At 58.4% G+C, this 16,026-nt stretch carries 16 protein-coding genes; 5 read left to right on the top strand and 11 right to left on the bottom strand.

The features are described from left to right. Positions 1 to 92: 92 nt before the first annotated feature. The 4 genes from ACA044_RS23760 to ACA044_RS23775 all read right to left on the bottom strand — a co-directional run bounded on the left by ACA044_RS23760 (position 93) and on the right by ACA044_RS23775 (position 3,558). The gene (locus ACA044_RS23760; protein WP_497443537.1) at positions 93 to 839 is read right to left on the bottom strand and encodes a YebC/PmpR family DNA-binding transcriptional regulator; all 747 of its coding nucleotides are present in this window, start codon (positions 837 to 839) and stop codon (positions 93 to 95) included. A 124-nt stretch (positions 840 to 963) separates the two neighbouring features. Beyond that, on the bottom strand, positions 964 to 2,739 hold the full coding sequence (aspS, locus tag ACA044_RS23765; protein ID WP_497443538.1) for an aspartate--tRNA ligase: 1,776 nt from the start codon (positions 2,737 to 2,739) through the stop codon (positions 964 to 966). A gap of 122 nt (positions 2,740 to 2,861) precedes the next feature. Further along, positions 2,862 to 3,083 carry an FmdB family zinc ribbon protein gene (locus ACA044_RS23770; protein ID WP_010457489.1) on the bottom strand — a complete coding sequence of 74 codons (222 nt, stop codon included), beginning with the start codon at positions 3,081 to 3,083 and terminating at the stop codon, positions 2,862 to 2,864. Between the two features lie 136 nt (positions 3,084 to 3,219). Then, the gene (locus ACA044_RS23775) at positions 3,220 to 3,558 is read right to left on the bottom strand and encodes a ribbon-helix-helix domain-containing protein (RefSeq protein ID WP_497443539.1); all 339 of its coding nucleotides are present in this window, start codon (positions 3,556 to 3,558) and stop codon (positions 3,220 to 3,222) included. Positions 3,559 to 4,021: 463 nt separating this feature from the next. Between ACA044_RS23775 and ACA044_RS23780 the strand changes: the two genes are divergently transcribed. Further along, positions 4,022 to 4,624: a cold-shock protein gene (locus ACA044_RS23780; protein ID WP_111451443.1), complete on the top strand. Its 603-nt coding sequence runs from the start codon at positions 4,022 to 4,024 to the stop codon at positions 4,622 to 4,624. A gap of 89 nt (positions 4,625 to 4,713) precedes the next feature. On the opposite strand, the gene ACA044_RS23785 is transcribed toward ACA044_RS23780, so the two are convergent. Continuing rightward, a complete protein-coding gene (locus ACA044_RS23785; protein ID WP_050683199.1) occupies positions 4,714 to 4,920 on the bottom strand; it encodes a SlyX family protein in 207 nt (68 codons plus the stop codon). A gap of 3 nt (positions 4,921 to 4,923) precedes the next feature. Beyond that, on the bottom strand, positions 4,924 to 5,349 hold the full coding sequence (locus tag ACA044_RS23790) for an HIT domain-containing protein (RefSeq protein WP_497443540.1): 426 nt from the start codon (positions 5,347 to 5,349) through the stop codon (positions 4,924 to 4,926). An 897-nt stretch (positions 5,350 to 6,246) separates the two neighbouring features. Between ACA044_RS23790 and ACA044_RS23795 the strand changes: the two genes are divergently transcribed. Continuing rightward, positions 6,247 to 7,518, top strand: coding sequence for an OprD family porin (locus ACA044_RS23795; RefSeq protein ID WP_497443541.1), 1,272 nt, complete (start codon positions 6,247 to 6,249; stop codon positions 7,516 to 7,518). Between the two features lie 167 nt (positions 7,519 to 7,685). On the opposite strand, the gene ACA044_RS23800 is transcribed toward ACA044_RS23795, so the two are convergent. Both ACA044_RS23800 and ACA044_RS23805 read right to left on the bottom strand, forming a co-directional pair. Further along, complete coding sequence (locus tag ACA044_RS23800) at positions 7,686 to 8,528, bottom strand: mechanosensitive ion channel family protein (RefSeq protein ID WP_497443542.1); 843 nt, start codon at positions 8,526 to 8,528, stop codon at positions 7,686 to 7,688. A 201-nt stretch (positions 8,529 to 8,729) separates the two neighbouring features. Continuing rightward, on the bottom strand, positions 8,730 to 9,215 hold the full coding sequence (locus ACA044_RS23805) for a YajQ family cyclic di-GMP-binding protein (protein ID WP_018926510.1): 486 nt from the start codon (positions 9,213 to 9,215) through the stop codon (positions 8,730 to 8,732). A 140-nt stretch (positions 9,216 to 9,355) separates the two neighbouring features. Between ACA044_RS23805 and ACA044_RS23810 the strand changes: the two genes are divergently transcribed. The 3 genes from ACA044_RS23810 to ACA044_RS23820 are packed head-to-tail and all read left to right on the top strand — an operon-like array spanning position 9,356 to position 12,939. Further along, on the top strand, positions 9,356 to 10,273 hold the full coding sequence (locus ACA044_RS23810) for a putative 2-dehydropantoate 2-reductase (protein ID WP_497443543.1): 918 nt from the start codon (positions 9,356 to 9,358) through the stop codon (positions 10,271 to 10,273). Positions 10,274 to 10,318: 45 nt separating this feature from the next. After that, positions 10,319 to 12,355 carry a sensor histidine kinase gene (locus ACA044_RS23815; RefSeq protein WP_497443544.1) on the top strand — a complete coding sequence of 679 codons (2,037 nt, stop codon included), beginning with the start codon at positions 10,319 to 10,321 and terminating at the stop codon, positions 12,353 to 12,355. 2 nt (positions 12,356 to 12,357) lie between these two features. Continuing rightward, positions 12,358 to 12,939 (top strand): cob(I)yrinic acid a,c-diamide adenosyltransferase, encoded by a 582-nt coding sequence (locus ACA044_RS23820; protein ID WP_497443545.1) that lies wholly within the window; start codon positions 12,358 to 12,360, stop codon positions 12,937 to 12,939. 118 nt (positions 12,940 to 13,057) lie between these two features. Here the strand turns inward: ACA044_RS23820 and ACA044_RS23825 are convergent, their stop codons facing one another. The 3 genes from ACA044_RS23825 to argJ form a co-directional block, all read right to left on the bottom strand. Beyond that, on the bottom strand, positions 13,058 to 14,002 hold the full coding sequence (locus ACA044_RS23825; RefSeq protein ID WP_497443546.1) for a Nudix family hydrolase: 945 nt from the start codon (positions 14,000 to 14,002) through the stop codon (positions 13,058 to 13,060). Next, positions 13,999 to 14,631, bottom strand: coding sequence for a glutathione S-transferase family protein (locus tag ACA044_RS23830; RefSeq protein ID WP_497443547.1), 633 nt, complete (start codon positions 14,629 to 14,631; stop codon positions 13,999 to 14,001). The genes ACA044_RS23825 and ACA044_RS23830 overlap by 4 nt, the downstream gene beginning before the upstream one ends. Before the next feature lie 162 nt (positions 14,632 to 14,793). Beyond that, the gene (gene argJ / locus ACA044_RS23835; RefSeq protein ID WP_497443548.1) at positions 14,794 to 16,011 is read right to left on the bottom strand and encodes a bifunctional glutamate N-acetyltransferase/amino-acid acetyltransferase ArgJ; all 1,218 of its coding nucleotides are present in this window, start codon (positions 16,009 to 16,011) and stop codon (positions 14,794 to 14,796) included. Between the last annotated feature and the right edge of the window lie 15 nt (positions 16,012 to 16,026).

A 16,026-nucleotide genomic window follows, 5' to 3' on the forward strand; every position in this document is an offset into this window, starting at 1 on the left:
GCCTGCAATGACGCAGGCACATCAAACAATGATGTAGCCTGACACACCGCTATCGCAGGCAAGCCAGCTCCCACATTAAATTTTAGTCACCCTTAACCGAGCTGTGCGGCCACCGCTTCTGGAATGTCGGCGTTGGAATACACGTTCTGCACATCATCCAGGTCTTCAAGCATGTCGATCAGCTTCAGAACCTTCTCGGCGCCTTCCAGGTCCAGTTCGGCACTGGTGGTCGGCAGCATGACGATTTCCGCGTCATCACCCTTAAAGCCTGCGGCCTCCAAAGCATTGCGCACGGAATAGAAGCCGGCGAACGAGGTGAACACGTCGATGGAACCGTCTTCGTGGGTCACCACATCATCGGCGTCAGCCTCCATGGCTGCTTCCATCAGTGCGTCTTCATCAACGCCTGGCGCAAAGGAAATCTGCCCTTTGCGCTCGAACAGATAGGCCACCGAACCGTCGGTGCCAAGGTTACCGCCACATTTGCTGAACGCATGGCGAACAGCCGCCGCGGTGCGGTTACGGTTGTCGGTCATGCATTCGACCATCACCGCCACACCTCCCGGGCCATAACCTTCGTAGGTCAGCTCGACCATGTCGTCGGTATCGGCAGCACCGGCACCGCGGGCAACCGCGCGGTCGATGATGTCGCGACTCATGTTCGCACCCAGCGCCTTATCCAGCGCCAGACGCAAACGCGGGTTGGAGCCCGGATCAGCGCCGCCCTGACGGGCAGCAACCGTCAGCTCACGAATCCACTTGGTGAAAATCTTGCCCTTCTTGGCATCCTGACGTTCTTTGCGGTGCTTGATGTTCGCCCACTTGGAATGACCCGCCATAACTCGCTCCGAATTATCTTTGAAACATTGCCCGCCACGCCATGATGCGCCAGCCAGCAAAAAAAAATCTCGACCCTATCTATAAAGAAAGGGCGCATCCGAAGATGCGCCCGCAAGGTCAGCCTTACTCAGTTTTAGGCGTTTCGCGCAGACGAATGTGCAGTTCGCGCAATGCCTTGGCATCCACCAGACCCGGAGCCTGAGTCATGACACAGGCAGCGCTCTGGGTTTTCGGGAAGGCGATCACTTCACGGATCGACTGGGCGCCAGTCATCAGCATTACCAGACGGTCCAGACCAAAGGCCAGACCACCGTGCGGCGGCGCGCCGTATTTCAGGGCGTCGAGCAGGAAGCCGAACTTCTCTTCCTGTTCCGCTTCACTGATACCCAGCAGACGGAACACCGACTGTTGCATTTCCTTGCGGTGGATACGGATCGAACCACCACCCAGCTCGGTGCCGTTCAGTACCATGTCGTAGGCACGGGACAGCGCGGTCGCCGGGCTGGCTTCCAGTTCTTGCGGGGTGCACTTCGGCGCAGTGAACGGGTGGTGCAAGGCGGTGAAGCTGCCGTCGTCGTTCTCTTCGAACATCGGGAAGTCGACGACCCACATCGGTGCCCACTCGCAGGTCAGCAGATTCAGATCGTGACCGACCTTGATCCGCAGCGCGCCCAGGGCTTCGCTGACGATCTTGGCTTTGTCGGCACCGAAGAACACGATGTCGCCGTCAACCGCACCAACGCGATCAAGGATCACATTGAGGTTGGCCTCAGGGATGTTCTTGACGATTGGCGACTGCAAGCCTTCGACGCCTTTGGCGCGCTCGTTGACCTTGATGTACGCCAGGCCCTTGGCACCGTAGATGCCGACGAACTTGGTGTAGTCGTCGATCTGCTTGCGCGGCATGCTTGCCGCGCCTGGAACGCGCAGAGCGGCAACGCGGCATTTCGGATCGTTGGCCGGGCCGCTGAACACTTTGAAATCAACTTCTTTGAGCTGGTCGGCAACGTCCACCAGTTCCAGCGGAATACGCAGGTCTGGCTTGTCGGAACCGTAACGACGCATGGCCTCTTCGAAGGTCATGTGCGGGAAGTCGCCGAATTCCAGACCCAGCACTTCCTTGAACAGGTTGCGGATCATTTGTTCGGTGATGCCCATGATCTCTTTTTCATCGAGGAAGCTGGTCTCGATGTCGATCTGGGTGAATTCCGGCTGACGGTCGGCGCGCAGATCTTCGTCGCGGAAGCACTTGGCGATCTGGTAGTAACGGTCGAAGCCGGCGACCATCAGCAGCTGCTTGAACAGCTGTGGCGATTGCGGCAAGGCGAAGAAGCTACCTGCGTGAGTACGACTCGGCACCAGGTAGTCGCGAGCGCCTTCTGGCGTGGCGCGGGTCAGAATCGGCGTCTCGACATCGAGGAAGCCGTTCTCGTCCAGGAAGCGACGGATGCTGGTGGTCATGCGCGAACGCAGACGCAGCTTCTCGAGCATTTCCGGGCGACGCAGGTCGATGAAGCGATAACGCAGACGGGTTTCTTCACCGACGTCGGAGAACTCGTTGAGCGGGAACGGCGGGGTTTCCGCTTCGTTCAACACTTCCAGCTCGTAGCCCAGCACTTCGATCATGCCCGACGCCATGTTGGCGTTGCCGGCACCGGCCGGACGCAGACGCACCTTGCCGGTGACCTTGACCACGTATTCGCTGCGCACGCGGTCGGCGGCGGCGAAGGTTTCAGCGCGGTCCGGGTCGAACACCACCTGGGCCAGACCGTCACGATCACGGATATCGAGGAAAATCACCCCACCGTGGTCACGACGACGGTGGACCCATCCGCAAAGGGTAATTTCCTGGCCTTCCAGGCTTTCGTTCAGTTGGCCGCAATAATGGCTGCGCATCATGGTAGTGGTTTCACTTCTCGTAATTCGAAATTCGGTTGGAGCTCTTGCCACACCCCCGCACCTGAATAAGGTGCCAGATGATGCAAGAGCTCGCGCGTGTCATTCAGCCCGGGCGCTAGACCCTAGTCAGCTTTGTCGCCACCGGCCAGATTTTTCTTGGAACCGGTCTTGAAGTCGGTTTCGTACCAGCCGGTGCCGCTGAGGCGGAAGCCCGGCATGGACAGCATCTTTTTAAGCTCTGGCGCCTGGCAGGCAGGGCAGTCGACCAGCGGTGCTGCGCTGATCTTTTGAATGGCTTCCAACTGATGACCACAGGAAGCACATTGATAGTCGTACATCGGCATGGGGGTTGTCTCGGCGATCAGATTGCTACCGCGCATGCTGGGCTTTGCGGCAAAGAGCGGGATTATATCCATTAAATGCAGCCTGTGCAGCCGTAAGACTGCACAGACCGACACTCGACCTGATCCACCGCCACCGCTAAGCCATGACGAGGCAACTGCCCTCCCTCAGGCTGTGCACGACACAGACAACCCGTACCAGCCCGGTGAAGTTCTTCACCCCGCCATGACGCAAATGCACTTCGCGATCCACATGGGACAACAGCGCACTGACCGAACAGCAATTGACCTTGGCCATGTCGCCCAAAATATCCCAATAGACCTGCTCAAGCCGCAAACAGGTCGCAAAGCCATTCAGGCGCACTGACCGGGATAAAGGCTGGGCCAGGCCCATATCGAATTCGCTGACAAATGAATCAATCCTTACCTCCTTGGGTGGACCGCCCCTCCCTTCGCTTCGCCTGTCTTCATGAACCATACCGTTGACACTCCTTTGTCATCCTTGCTGCTTATATGAGTCATATTCCGTTTCCTTATAAAAGCGCAGGCGCACAGGTATATCCAGATGACTTTTTGACCATCAACGTAGGATAAGCCAACAACTGGGGGGAGATCATGGAGCTCGTCCTAGGCCGGACGATTTCCTACGAAAACTGACGCAACGTCATTCAACGAAAAGGCAACAGATCCGAGAAGCACAGCGCGCAAACAACACTCAGCAAGCGTCATCCGCACACCGGCCAGTGGAAGCGCCGCTGGACTGCCTGATTTGAGTAGATGCGGGCTTTGCTGTTAAATAGGCAGTGTGTCGCTACCGCCTATTTTCCAGGGGCTGCGCATAGGCTGATAGCGGGTACGTGCCCAACGCCTCTTATTGTTCTGAAGCGAACCGTGCTCAATCAGCTCTTCCTTGTGATCCGTCTTAACGTGAGTTAATCAAAATGTTGAAAATCGTCCACCTGCTAATGGGCGCAGCAGCCCTGCTGCTGTCCTTCATCCCTAGCCTGCGATCCGAAGCGGTACCTTACCTGCAACAACCCGATGCGCTGTACCTGGCCTTTTTCGGCCTGCTCAACCTCACCCTCGCGCCTGTTATCCCTTACTGGAACAAAGGCCCGCGTCATCAACTGCAAAACCTGGTCAGCGCCTTGCTGGTTCTGGCTGTGGTGCTGCAAACCCTGACGCTGATCGCCCCGATGCCTGTCATCGCCGGTCAACCTGCCGTTCTGTTCAGCCTGGTCGCTGCCCTGATCGCCGTTCTTTTGCACCTGGCCATCAGCTTCTACAAATCTTCACCGGCTGCTGCCTCGCCAAGCTATGACATGAGCAACCGCGATACTGGCACCGTCAAATGGTTCAACACCTCCAAAGGCTTCGGCTTTATTTCCCGTGATTCCGGCGATGATATTTTCGTGCACTTCCGGGCGATTCGCGGCGAAGGCCATCGCGTTCTGGTCGAAGGCCAGCGCGTGGAGTTCTCTGTCATGAACCGTGACAAAGGCCTGCAAGCCGAAGATGTGATCGCCGCCCTGCCGCGCCGCTGATCCCAAGGCTAAAAAAAACCGCGAACAGCCCAGGCTGTTCGCGGTTTTTTTATGACCTGCTTTTCTCTAACGTAGCTCACTAATGTGGCTCAGTAATGCGGCGGTGGCGCCTCTTCTTCGAAGGACTCGAACTGACCGGCCATTTCCTCTTGCCGCTTGAGCAATGCGGCCATTTGTAGTTGCAGGCGCTCCACTGCGCGCTGCTGCGTCGCCAGCACATCACTCAATGCCTGGATGGTGTCATCCTGAAACGCCAACTGGCTTTCCAGATCGGTAACGCGCTCTTCCAGGCTCATGATTCAGCCCTCCAGAAACTTGAAATCATCGGTCAACACCAGACGCAGCCGTTCGCGAATCGTCGCGATCTGCTCTGGACTGTACGGCTTGGCCTGCTGCTTGCCCCAGACCGGGGCTGGCCAGGCGGCGTCTTCACGCTTGCGCACAATCACATGCATGTGCAACTGACTGACGACATTACCCAGGGCCGCGACGTTCAACTTGTCCGCGTCGAACGAGTCCTTGAGCATCTCCGCCAGCGCGGTCGTTTCCTGCCACAGCTGCTGTTGATCCGCGGCATCCAACTGAAATATCTCACTGATATCCTCGCGGCGGGGCACGAGGATGAACCACGGGTAGTTCGAATCATTGGATAACAGCAACCGACAGAGTGGGAAATCGCCGATCGGTAACGTGTCTTGTAAAAGTCGTGGATCTAAAACGAACACAGCGCGCACTCCCGTCCTGGTCTTTTTTCAGCTTAGCGCCCATACAGAAAAAACGGCGCACCAAGCGACAGGACGGCAGCATACCTGCGAACGCCCCAAGCTTCACGACGAACCGCCGACTCCATCGCCCCCGGCGTCGCCCCGAGATGAGACATTTTGATCCGCGTCGCCCCATTACCGAACTCGCCGCCCCACAGAAAAAGCCAGAATAACCAACAAACAAGGGCCTGTTCGAAATCACCACCCAGCGACACTGTGTGAATTCGGTACAGCAATTGAAATTTTTTGCACCAAAACCGTACAACGCGTCTACGCTGAGTGCGTCAGCATGCGTTAACTACTCACTTGCAGGGGTGAACCGGTAACGTTTTTTGTTGTCGCCCCCCTGGCTCGACGTGATAACCACGATGTCAGGTACGGCGTCAAGCCTTAACAGAACGAGGTTGAACCCCCCTGTTTTATGAGGTTTTTACAGCAACAGGCAGGTCTTTGAAAAAAAACAGCAACAGAATTCCATTTTGTGCACGCTTGTTGCATTCACCCCCGTATCGTCTATAAGAGCGCCGCTGGAAGTGGCAGTCTTAAGGCAATGAAAACAGTGGCAGGGTTGCCCGATGGAGATTCAAACGTTTCACCAAGGACTCTTTTTTCCGATGCTCAAGCTCTGGAAAAACAACGCTGAAGTTGTCAGCCCGGTTGCATTGGGACTGTGAATTTGCGACATATACCCAGCCATTTACGACAAGGTCGTAAAGAAGCTGAAAGGTTAGATTCGCAAGTATCGCCAATAGGGTCGGCGTGATATAAGTTTGCGCCGACTCAAAAAGAAAGAGCCGCCCAGATAATAAAACAGGTGGGACGGCAGTACTCTTCTAAAAACCAAAGGAGCAAATCACGATGCGCGTGATGAAGTGGAGCATGATCGCACTGGCTGTTTCCGCCAGTACCTCGCAGTTTGCAATAGCGTCCTCCCAAGAGGAATCCAAGGGCTTTTTTGAAGATCAGAGCCTGAATGTTCTGAATCGTATGCTCTACATGAACCGCGACTTCAAGAACGAGAACGCGGTAAGCAGGGGCCAAAGCTATCGCGAAGAAGCTGGCGTGGCCTCACGTGCCATCTATGAGTCCGGTTTCACCCAAGGCACCGTTGGTGTAGGCGTTGATGCCTTTGCATTCGGTACCATCAAGCTTGACGGCGGCCGAGGCCGTGCTGGTAACGGTCTGTTCGCTACGAACAGCGAAGGTCGACCTGAAGATACCCAATCGAAAGCTGGCGGTGCGGTTAAATTCCGTCTGTCCGACACCGTCCTGAAATACGGTAACCAACAAACTACCAGCCCTGTCTTCTCGACCGACGACAGCCGCTTGCTGCCGGAAGTTGCCACCGGTACTTTGATCACCAGTAAGGAAATCAAAGGCCTGGAGCTGACCGCTGGTCGCTTTACCGCTATGAGTTCGCAGACTGGCATGGGTCGTGACAGCATCAATGGTCCGGGGGCGAAAGGCCTGACTTCTGCCAACATTGCCGGTGCAACCTACCAGTTCACCGATAATTTCGTAGCCGGCGTGGCTGCTTCCGATGTTGAGGACTACTTCAAGAAGCAATACATCAACGCCAACTACACCCTGCCGATCAACGAAGATCAGTCGCTGAACTTCGACTTCAATGGCTACAAAAGCAAGAGCCAAGGTCAGGAACTGTCGGGCGAAGTCGACAACCGCATCTGGTCCCTTGCAGCTGCGTACAGCCTCGGCGCTCACAAGTTCACCGTGGCTCACCAGCGCTCTAGCGGTGACACCGGTTACCTCTACGGCGTTGACGGTGGCGGTACCATCTTCCTCGCCAACTCCGTTCAGTATTCCGACTACAACGGCGCGGACGAGCGTTCCTGGCAGGCTCGTTATGACCTGAACATGAAGACCTACGGCGTTCCTGGCCTGAGTTTCATGACTCGTTACGTTACAGGCGACCACATCACTACCGCGTCCGATATCGAAGGCAAGGAACACGAGATCGATTTCGAAACCAAATACGTTATGCAAAGTGGCCCAGCCAAAGACCTGTCTTTCCGCCTGCGTAGCGCATTCTATCGTTCGAACACTGCCTACTCTGGCGGCGACAACAACGACTTCCGTGTGATCGTCGAATACCCGCTGAGCATCTTGTAATTCAGCGCTAGTTCGACAGCTACACAACACGGCAACAATAAAAAACGCTCACCTGATTCAGGTGAGCGTTTTTTTTGTATCTGGGCTCGTACAAATTTTAATGTTGCTAGTTACATAGCAACCTAACAATACACAGCTGACCGAACCTCTAAGCCATCATTGAGGCGTTATTGCGGCGCAGTTTCCTGAACCATACGAATAACCCGCTGAGGAAACGGAATATCGATGCCGGCAGTCTTCAAGCGATCGCGCGATTGTTCGTTGAACATGAACATCACATTCCAATAGTCAGCGGTCTTCACCCACACGCGCAGGGAAACAGTGATCGAACTGTCGCCCAACGTGGAAATCACCGCTTCCGGTGCCGGATCAGTCAATACTCGCGGGTCCTTGGCCAGTTCCAGCAGTACTTCACGGGCCTTTTGCAAATCCGCCTCGTAAGCCACACCTACATCAAATACCACCTTGCGGGTCGGCTGACGGTTGGTGTTGGTGATGATGCCGTTCGACAGATTACCGTTAGGGACGATGATGGTTTTGTTATCGCCGGTACGCAGCACGGTGTGGAAGATCTGGATGCTGTCGACAGTACCGGCAACACCTTGAGCTTCGATCCAGTCACCGATGCGAAACGGGCGGAACAACAGAATCAGCACGCCGCCGGCGAAATTCGCCAGGCTGCCCTGCAAGGCCAGACCGATCGCCAGGCCGGCGGCACCGATGGCCGCGACGAAGGACGTGGTTTCCACACCGATCATCGACGCCACGCTGACGATCAGCAGAATCTTGAGGATGATGTTCGCCAGGCTGCTGATAAAGCCTTGCAGCGCCAGGTCGGCATTACGCAGGGCCAGCAGGCCGCCGAGTTTTTGCGTGACCTTGTTGATCAGCCACCAGCCGATGGCCAGGGTAATCACCGCCAGTAGCACACGGCTGCCGTATTCCATGATCATCGGAACCCAGGCTTGGGATGCCTTGACCAGGTTGTCCACTTCAGTATTCAAATCCATCTACTTCTCCTGATTTCCGGCCATCCGGCACGCGAAAAATAAGCGGCAGAAAAGACCCGCCGGGGTGAGCACAATAAGGGTGGGAGCGGCGGTTCGACGATTCGACTTGCTCGGGAAAGCGGTGTGTCATTCAACAGTGATGTCGACTGATACGTCCTCTTCGCGAGCAAGCCCGCTCCCACAAGGTTTCCGCTTGAAAAGTCAGTCGCGGAAGTTGTTGAACTGCAGCGGCATGTCGAACGTCTTGGCGCGCAGGGCGGCGATGGCTTCCTGCAAATCGTCACGCTTCTTGCCGGTGATGCGTACCTGCTCGCCCTGAATGGCGGCCTGGACCTTGAGCTTGGCGTCTTTGACGTGAGCGACGATTTTCTTCGCCAACTCTTTGTCGATGCCTTCCTTGAGGACCGCTTCCTGCTTCATCAACTTGCCCGACGCGTAGGCATCCTTGACCTCAAGGCACTGCACGTCGATCTTGCGCTTGACCAGGGCCAGCTTGAGGATCTCGATCATTGCTTCAAGCTGGAAATCGGCTTCAGCGGTCAGGTTGACGGTCAGGTCCTTTTCCTTGAACTCGAAGCTGCCCTTGCCTTTCAGGTCATAACGACGATCGAGTTCCTTGACGGCGTTCTCGACCGCGTTGGTGACTTCGTGTTTGTCCAGTTCGGATACCACGTCGAACGACGGCATGTAATCTCTCCAATAAAAAGGCGCGCTCGATAACGATGGAGCGCGCTTGGCTTGCGGTTAAAATCGGGCTCATTATAACGGGTCTTTTCCAACCGATACTGCGAGCCTCACATGCCAGCGTCAAACCGAGCAAAAAGCTGATGTCTACCCCTTGGCATGTTCTGGGCGCCGGCAGTCTCGGCACGTTGTGGGCCACCCGTCTGGCACGGGCCTCAGTGCCGGTCAGGCTGATTCTGCGGGACGCGACACGCTTGCAGGCTTATCAAGCGGCAGGTGGGCTGACGCTGGTCGAACACGGCGAAGCGCAGCTGTATCCGGTGCCCGGCGAAACAGCCGACAGCGATGAGCCCATCCGCCGTCTGCTGGTGGCCTGCAAAGCCTACGATGCCGAAAAAGCCGTGGCCCGGCTCGCCCACCGGCTGACACCCGACGCCGAACTGATCCTGTTGCAGAACGGCCTCGGCAGCCAGGACGCCGTTGCCGCGCAGGTGCCTCAGGCGCGATGCATCTTCGCCTCCAGTACCGAAGGCGCGTTTCGCGATGGCGACTGGCGTGTGGTGTTTGCCGGCCACGGCTACACCTGGCTGGGGGATGCCAGCCATCCGGTGGCGCCGATCTGGCTGGAGGATTTGAGCGCCGCCGGCATTCCCCATGAGTGGAACACTGACATCCTCACAAGACTGTGGCGAAAACTGGCGCTCAATTGTGCGATCAACCCGCTGACCGTGCTGCACGAATGCCGCAACGGCGGTTTGCAGCAGCACCATTGCGAAGTCGCCACCCTGTGCGCCGAGCTTACCGAACTGCTGGAGCGCTGCGGCCAACCGGCAGCGGCCGAAAACCTCCAGGAGGAAGTCAAGCGGGTGATCCAGGCCACTGCGGCCAATTTCTCTTCGATGTACCAGGACGTCGCGAATCAGCGCCGCACCGAAATCAGCTATCTGTTGGGCCACGCCTGCAAAGTCGCGTCGAGGCATCAGTTGCACCTGCCCCACCTCAATCAATTGCAGCAGCGCTTGATTGCTCATCTGCACAGCCTTGGATTGCCCAGCGACTGAGCAGCGGCTACGCTGGCCACTTGTTCCTTTTCAGCGATGAACCTGATGCCATTGCGCCAGCGCCTTGAAAACCTTCCAGTCGGCCAGAAATTGCTGGCCGCTCTGCTGGTGCTGTTGACCACCGTTTTGCTGGTCGCCAACCTGACCTTTATCAGCGCCGCGTATTACATCTCCCAGGAAAGCATGGCACCTCAGGCCCTGCAAACCATCGGCCGGCTGGTATCCAACCCGAGCCTGATCGCCGAAGCGTTGAAGTCACCGCAAACCGCCGAACGCTTGCTCAACGAGCTCAGCAGCTATACACCGCTGCGGGCGGCAGCGCTCTATGACGGCAAAGGTGTGCGTCTGGCGCAGTTGCAACACGGCGACAAGCTGAGCCTGCCAGAGCACTACCGGCACCTCGACGCCTGGCAAGCCACGGAGTTTCGCAGCAATCAAGTGATTACCCTGCCCCGCCCCGGCACTGCGCCTGGGCATTTGCTGCTGGTGGCCAGCAGCGAACTGCCAATGGCGTTCTACACCGGGACCCTGACCGCCAGTTTGGGGATTCTGATCTTCAGCGTACTGTTGTGGCTGGTGATCGCCCGGCAGATCAAACGCCTGATTACCCGACCGATCCATCAACTCGAAGAGTTGTCCCGGCAAGTGACCCGGGAAGAGAACTACGCCCTGCGCGCCTCTCGCGGCAACCACGACGAAATCGGCAGCCTCGCCGAAGCGTTCAACACCATGCTCTCGCGCATCGAAGCCCGGGAGCAGCAACTCAAGCGTGCCCGCGACGACTCCCAGGCCGCTTACGACCAGGCTCAGGGGCTGGCCGAAGAAACCCGTCACACCAACCGCAAGCTGGAGCTGGAAGTTCAGGTGCGCAGCAAGATCGAAAAGAAACTCACCGGTTTTCAGAACTACCTCAACAGCATCATCGACTCCATGCCGTCGGCACTGATCGCCCTCGACGAGCAGCTCTACGTGACCCAGTGGAATCAGGAAGCCAGCGCTCTATCCGGCACGCGCCTCGACGAAGCCTTGAACCAGCCGATCTTCCTCGCCTTCGAACCGCTCAAACCGTTCCTGCCGCAGCTCAGGCAAACCGTCGAGCAGCACACGGTGGCGAAAATCGAACGCGTGACCTGGCTCAAGGATGATGAACCCAAGCATTACGCCCTGACGTTCTATCCGTTGATGGGCGGTGCCGGGCGTGGCGTGGTGATCCGGATCGACGACATCACCCAGCGTCTGTCCCTGGAAGAAATGATGGTGCAGTCGGAGAAAATGCTCTCGGTCGGTGGCCTCGCCGCCGGCATGGCCCACGAAATCAATAATCCACTGGGCGCGATCCTGCACAACGTGCAGAACATTCGTCGGCGCCTGTCACCTGATCTGCCGAAAAACCTCGAACAGGCCGAGCAACTCGGCATCGAGCTGGAAACGGTCAACCAGTATCTGCAAGCTCGCGAAGTGCCACAGCTGCTCGACGGCATTCAGCAGGCCGGCGCCCGGGCGGCAAAAATCGTGACGCACATGCTCAGTTTCAGCCGCCGCAGTACCCGGCAGATGGCCCCCTGCGACTTGCCGGCGCTGATCGATCAAGCGGTGGAAATTGCCGGCAACGACTTCGACCTGGCCATCGGCTTCGACTTCAAGGGGCAGGCGATCCTTCGGCAATTCGATCCGGCACTGGGCCCGGTGCCCGGCACCGCCAACGAACTGGAACAAGTGCTGCTCAACCTGCTGAAAAACGCCGCGCAAGCCATTCATCAGCGTACAGACGACCGCGAACCGGGGCGGATCATTCTGCGTACAAAGCTGAATCCGCCGTGGGCAGAAATCCAGGTTGAAGACAACGGCATCGGCATGAGCGAGAACGTTCGTAAACGCACGTTCGAACCGTTCTTCACCACCAAGGAGATCGGTCAGGGCACCGGCCTTGGGCTCTCGGTCTCGTATTTCATCATCACCAACAACCACAAGGGCCAAATGGAAGTGCAATCGACGCCGGGCCAAGGCACTTGCTTCACCTTGCGCCTGCCGTTGTCGGGCACTCCGGTGGTTTCTCAAGAACTCAATCAGCTGTCGAGGTAACCATGGGCTTTCGCTTGTCGAAGATTTACACCCGCACTGGCGACAAAGGCGAAACCGGGCTCGGCGATGGTCGCCGGGTGCCCAAGGATCATCCGCGAATCGAGGCCATCGGCGAAGTCGATACGCTGAACAGCCAAGTGGGGGTGCTGCTGGCCGGATTGGCGACAGAAAGTAACGCGTATCCGGGGTTGAACGAAGTGATCGACGTGTTGGCGCCCTGCCAACATCGGTTGTTCGATTTGGGTGGCGAACTGGCGATGCCGGTGTATCAGGCACTGAACATGGCGGAAATCGAGCGGTTGGAAGCGGCGATCGATGTGTGGAATGAAGAGTTGGGGCCGCTGGAGAATTTCATTCTGCCCGGCGGTTCGATGCTGATTGCCCAGGCCCACGTATGCCGCTGTCTGGCGCGCAGTGCCGAGCGGCGCTGTCAGCAGTTGAATGCGATCGAGCCGTTGGCCGGGGTTGGCCTGGCGTATATCAATCGGTTATCGGATTTGTTGTTTGTGGCGGCACGGTTGATTGCCAAGCGTCAGGGGATTGCCGAGATTTTGTGGCAACCGGCGGCTAAACCTCAAGCTTAGTCGGCGCGTCCGAAGACGCCATCGCGAGCAGGCTCGCTCCCACAATGGATCGAGGTGTACACAAATCCAATGTGGGAGCGAGCCTGCTCGCGATGAGGCCAGTGGCTACACCGCAGAATCAAGCCTCAGGCCAAAACGCCCGAATCCCCGCCACACCCTGCGCACCCGCTTCCCAGGCTTTCTGCCGCTCTGCCGGGCCAACCCCACCGAGCAAAAACACCGGTTTGCTGAACCCCTCGATCAAGGTCGAAGCCTGTTCCCAACCCAATGGCAGAGCATCCGGATGCGTCTGGGTCGCTTGCACCGGCGACAGGGTCACAAAGTCCACGCCCATCTGCTCGGCCAGCGCCAGTTCTTCAGCGTTGTGGCAAGACGCCGCCAACCAGCGCGACGTCGGCAGCGGCCGCCCCGCCGCCGCGTACTTGCGCAGCTGTGCCGACGTGATGTGCCAACCGGCGGACGGGAAGTCCCCCAGCCATTCAAACGGCCCCTTGATCATCAACTGCGCCTTGCCGGCACAGAGCCCCGCCGCGTCCACCGCCAGATCGCGGTATTGCGGGTCGTAGCCGGTAGGCGCGCGCAACTGAATCAACTTGATGCCGCCAGCGATGGCGTTCTGGATACCACGCAGCAAGGCCGGGGTTTCCAGGCCCTCCGGGGTGATCAGGTATTCGCCGGGCAAACGTGCGGCGGCGACGATTGGCTGGTTGGCGGCCGGGAATTCGTAGTCCACCAGTTCCCGCGGGGTCACCCAGGCCAAAGGCTGACCTTCAGCGCCATGGGGTTCACCGGTAAAGTCCGAAACTTCCCAAACATCCAGCAACACCTGCTTGTCCGGGTAGTCGTGGCGAACCTTGATCAGCGGTCGCGCGGTATTGACCACAATACCCAACTCTTCGTGAAGCTCGCGGGCCAGGGCCGTTTCGACCGATTCATCATCCTCGACCTTGCCACCGGGGAACTCCCACAAGCCGCCCTGATGCTGGGTGTCGGCACGGCGGGCGATGAGAATCTTGCCATTGCTATCGCGGATAACCGCGGCTGCTACATGTACTCGTTTCACCGCTCTATTTCCTCCAGGCCAGCCTTCTGCCAGGCCTTGAAGGCTGGCCATTGGTAGATGGTTTCGACATAGGCCGCGTCGACCTCGGGCAGCTTCACTTGATAAGTACGCAGGCGTACGGCAATCGGTGCGAAAAACGCATCAGCCAAGGTCGCGCCCCCAAACAGGAACGGACCGGTTTCGGTTGCGACGGCCCGACATTCAGCCCACAGCGCCAACATGCGCTCGATGTCGGCCTGGGCGTCAGGCGGGGTCGACGACAGCGGCGCATCGTGGCTCAGATCGAACGGCATGTTGCCGCGCATGGCGAAGAAACCGCTGTGCATCTGCGCACAGGCCGAACGCGCCTGGGCACGGGCGGCAGTGTCCTTGGGCCAGAGGCTGGCGTCGGGGAATTGCTCGGCCACGTACTCGGCAATCGCCAGGGAGTCGGCGATGGTGCCGTGTTCGGTTTTCAGCAGCGGGGCTTTTCCGGTCGGCGAATGCTTGAGCAGGCGCTCGCGGGTGTCCGGCTGGTTCAGCTTGATCAGTTCTTCGGTGTAGGCTGCGCCGGTCAGGTCGAGGGCCAGCGCGGCGCGCAAGGACCAGGAAGAATGCAGTTTGTCGCCGATGATCAGGTGGAGGCTCATGTTCGGGACCTTTTGATAAGAGTACAAGCCTGAATCTTTAGCGTCTGGTGGTCCTTCTTCGCGGGCAAGCCTCGCTCCTACAGGAATCGCGCCGTACACAAAGTTTGTGCACACCACTGAACCTGTGGGAGCGGGCTTGCCCGCGATAGGGTCGCCGCAGTCTTAAGTACGGTACTCGGCGTTGATCTTCACGTATTCGTGGGACAGGTCGGTGGTCCAGATGGTTTCGCTGCAATCACCGCGACCCAGCTCGATGCGGATGGTGATCTCTTCCTGCTGCATCACCGCCGCGCCCTGAGCTTCGGTGTAGGTGGCAGAGCGAGCGCCACGGCTGGCGATGCACACGTCGCCGAGGAACACGTCGATCTTGCTCACGTCCAGGTTCGGTACGCCGGCACGGCCCACGGCAGCCAGAATGCGGCCCCAGTTCGGGTCGGAGGCGAACAGCGCGGTCTTGATCAGCGGCGAGTGGGCCACGGTGTAACCAACGTCCAGGCACTCCTGGTGATTGCCGCCGCCGTTGACTTCCACGGTGACGAACTTGGTCGCGCCTTCGCCGTCGCGAACGATAGCCTGGGCCACGTCCATGCAGACTTCGAACACTGCCTGTTTCAGCAAAGCGAACAGTGGACCGCTGGCCTCGGTGATTTGCGGGAGTGCAGCCTGACCGGTGGCGATCAGCATGCAGCAGTCGTTGGTCGAGGTGTCGCCGTCGATGGTGATACGGTTGAACGACTTGTTGGCGCCGTCCAGCAGCAGGTTTTGCAACACGTCGCGGGAGACTTTGGCGTCGGTGGCGATATAGCCGAGCATGGTCGCCATGTTCGGGCGAATCATGCCCGCACCTTTGCTGATGCCGGTGACAGTGATGGTCACGCCGTCATGCTGGAACTGGCGACTGGCGCCCTTGGGCAGGGTGTCGGTGGTCATGATGCCGGTAGCGGCCGCTTCCCAGTTGTTCTCCGACAGGTCATCGAGGGCGGCTTGCAGCGCACCTTCGATTTTCTCGACCGGCAACGGCTCGCCGATCACGCCAGTGGAGTACGGCAATACCAGGCTTGCATCGACGCCGGTCAGTTCAGCCAGTTTGGCGCAGGTGCGCTCAGCGGCAGCCAGGCCTGGTTCGCCGGTGCCGGCGTTGGCATTGCCGGTGTTGGTCAGCAGGTAACGCACCGGGCCTTGCACGCGTTGTTTGGCCAGGATCACGGGAGCTGCGCAAAAGGCGTTCAAGGTGAACACGCCCGCCACCGTAGAACCTTCGGCACAGCGCATGACCACGATATCCTTGCGCCCCGGGCGCTTGATACCGGCCGAGGCGATACCGAGTTCAAAACCGGCAACCGGGTGCAACGTTGGCAAAGGACCAAGACCAACAGCCATGAATGCGCTCCTTAA

The organism is Pseudomonas sp. LBUM1673 (assembly GCF_059695645.1).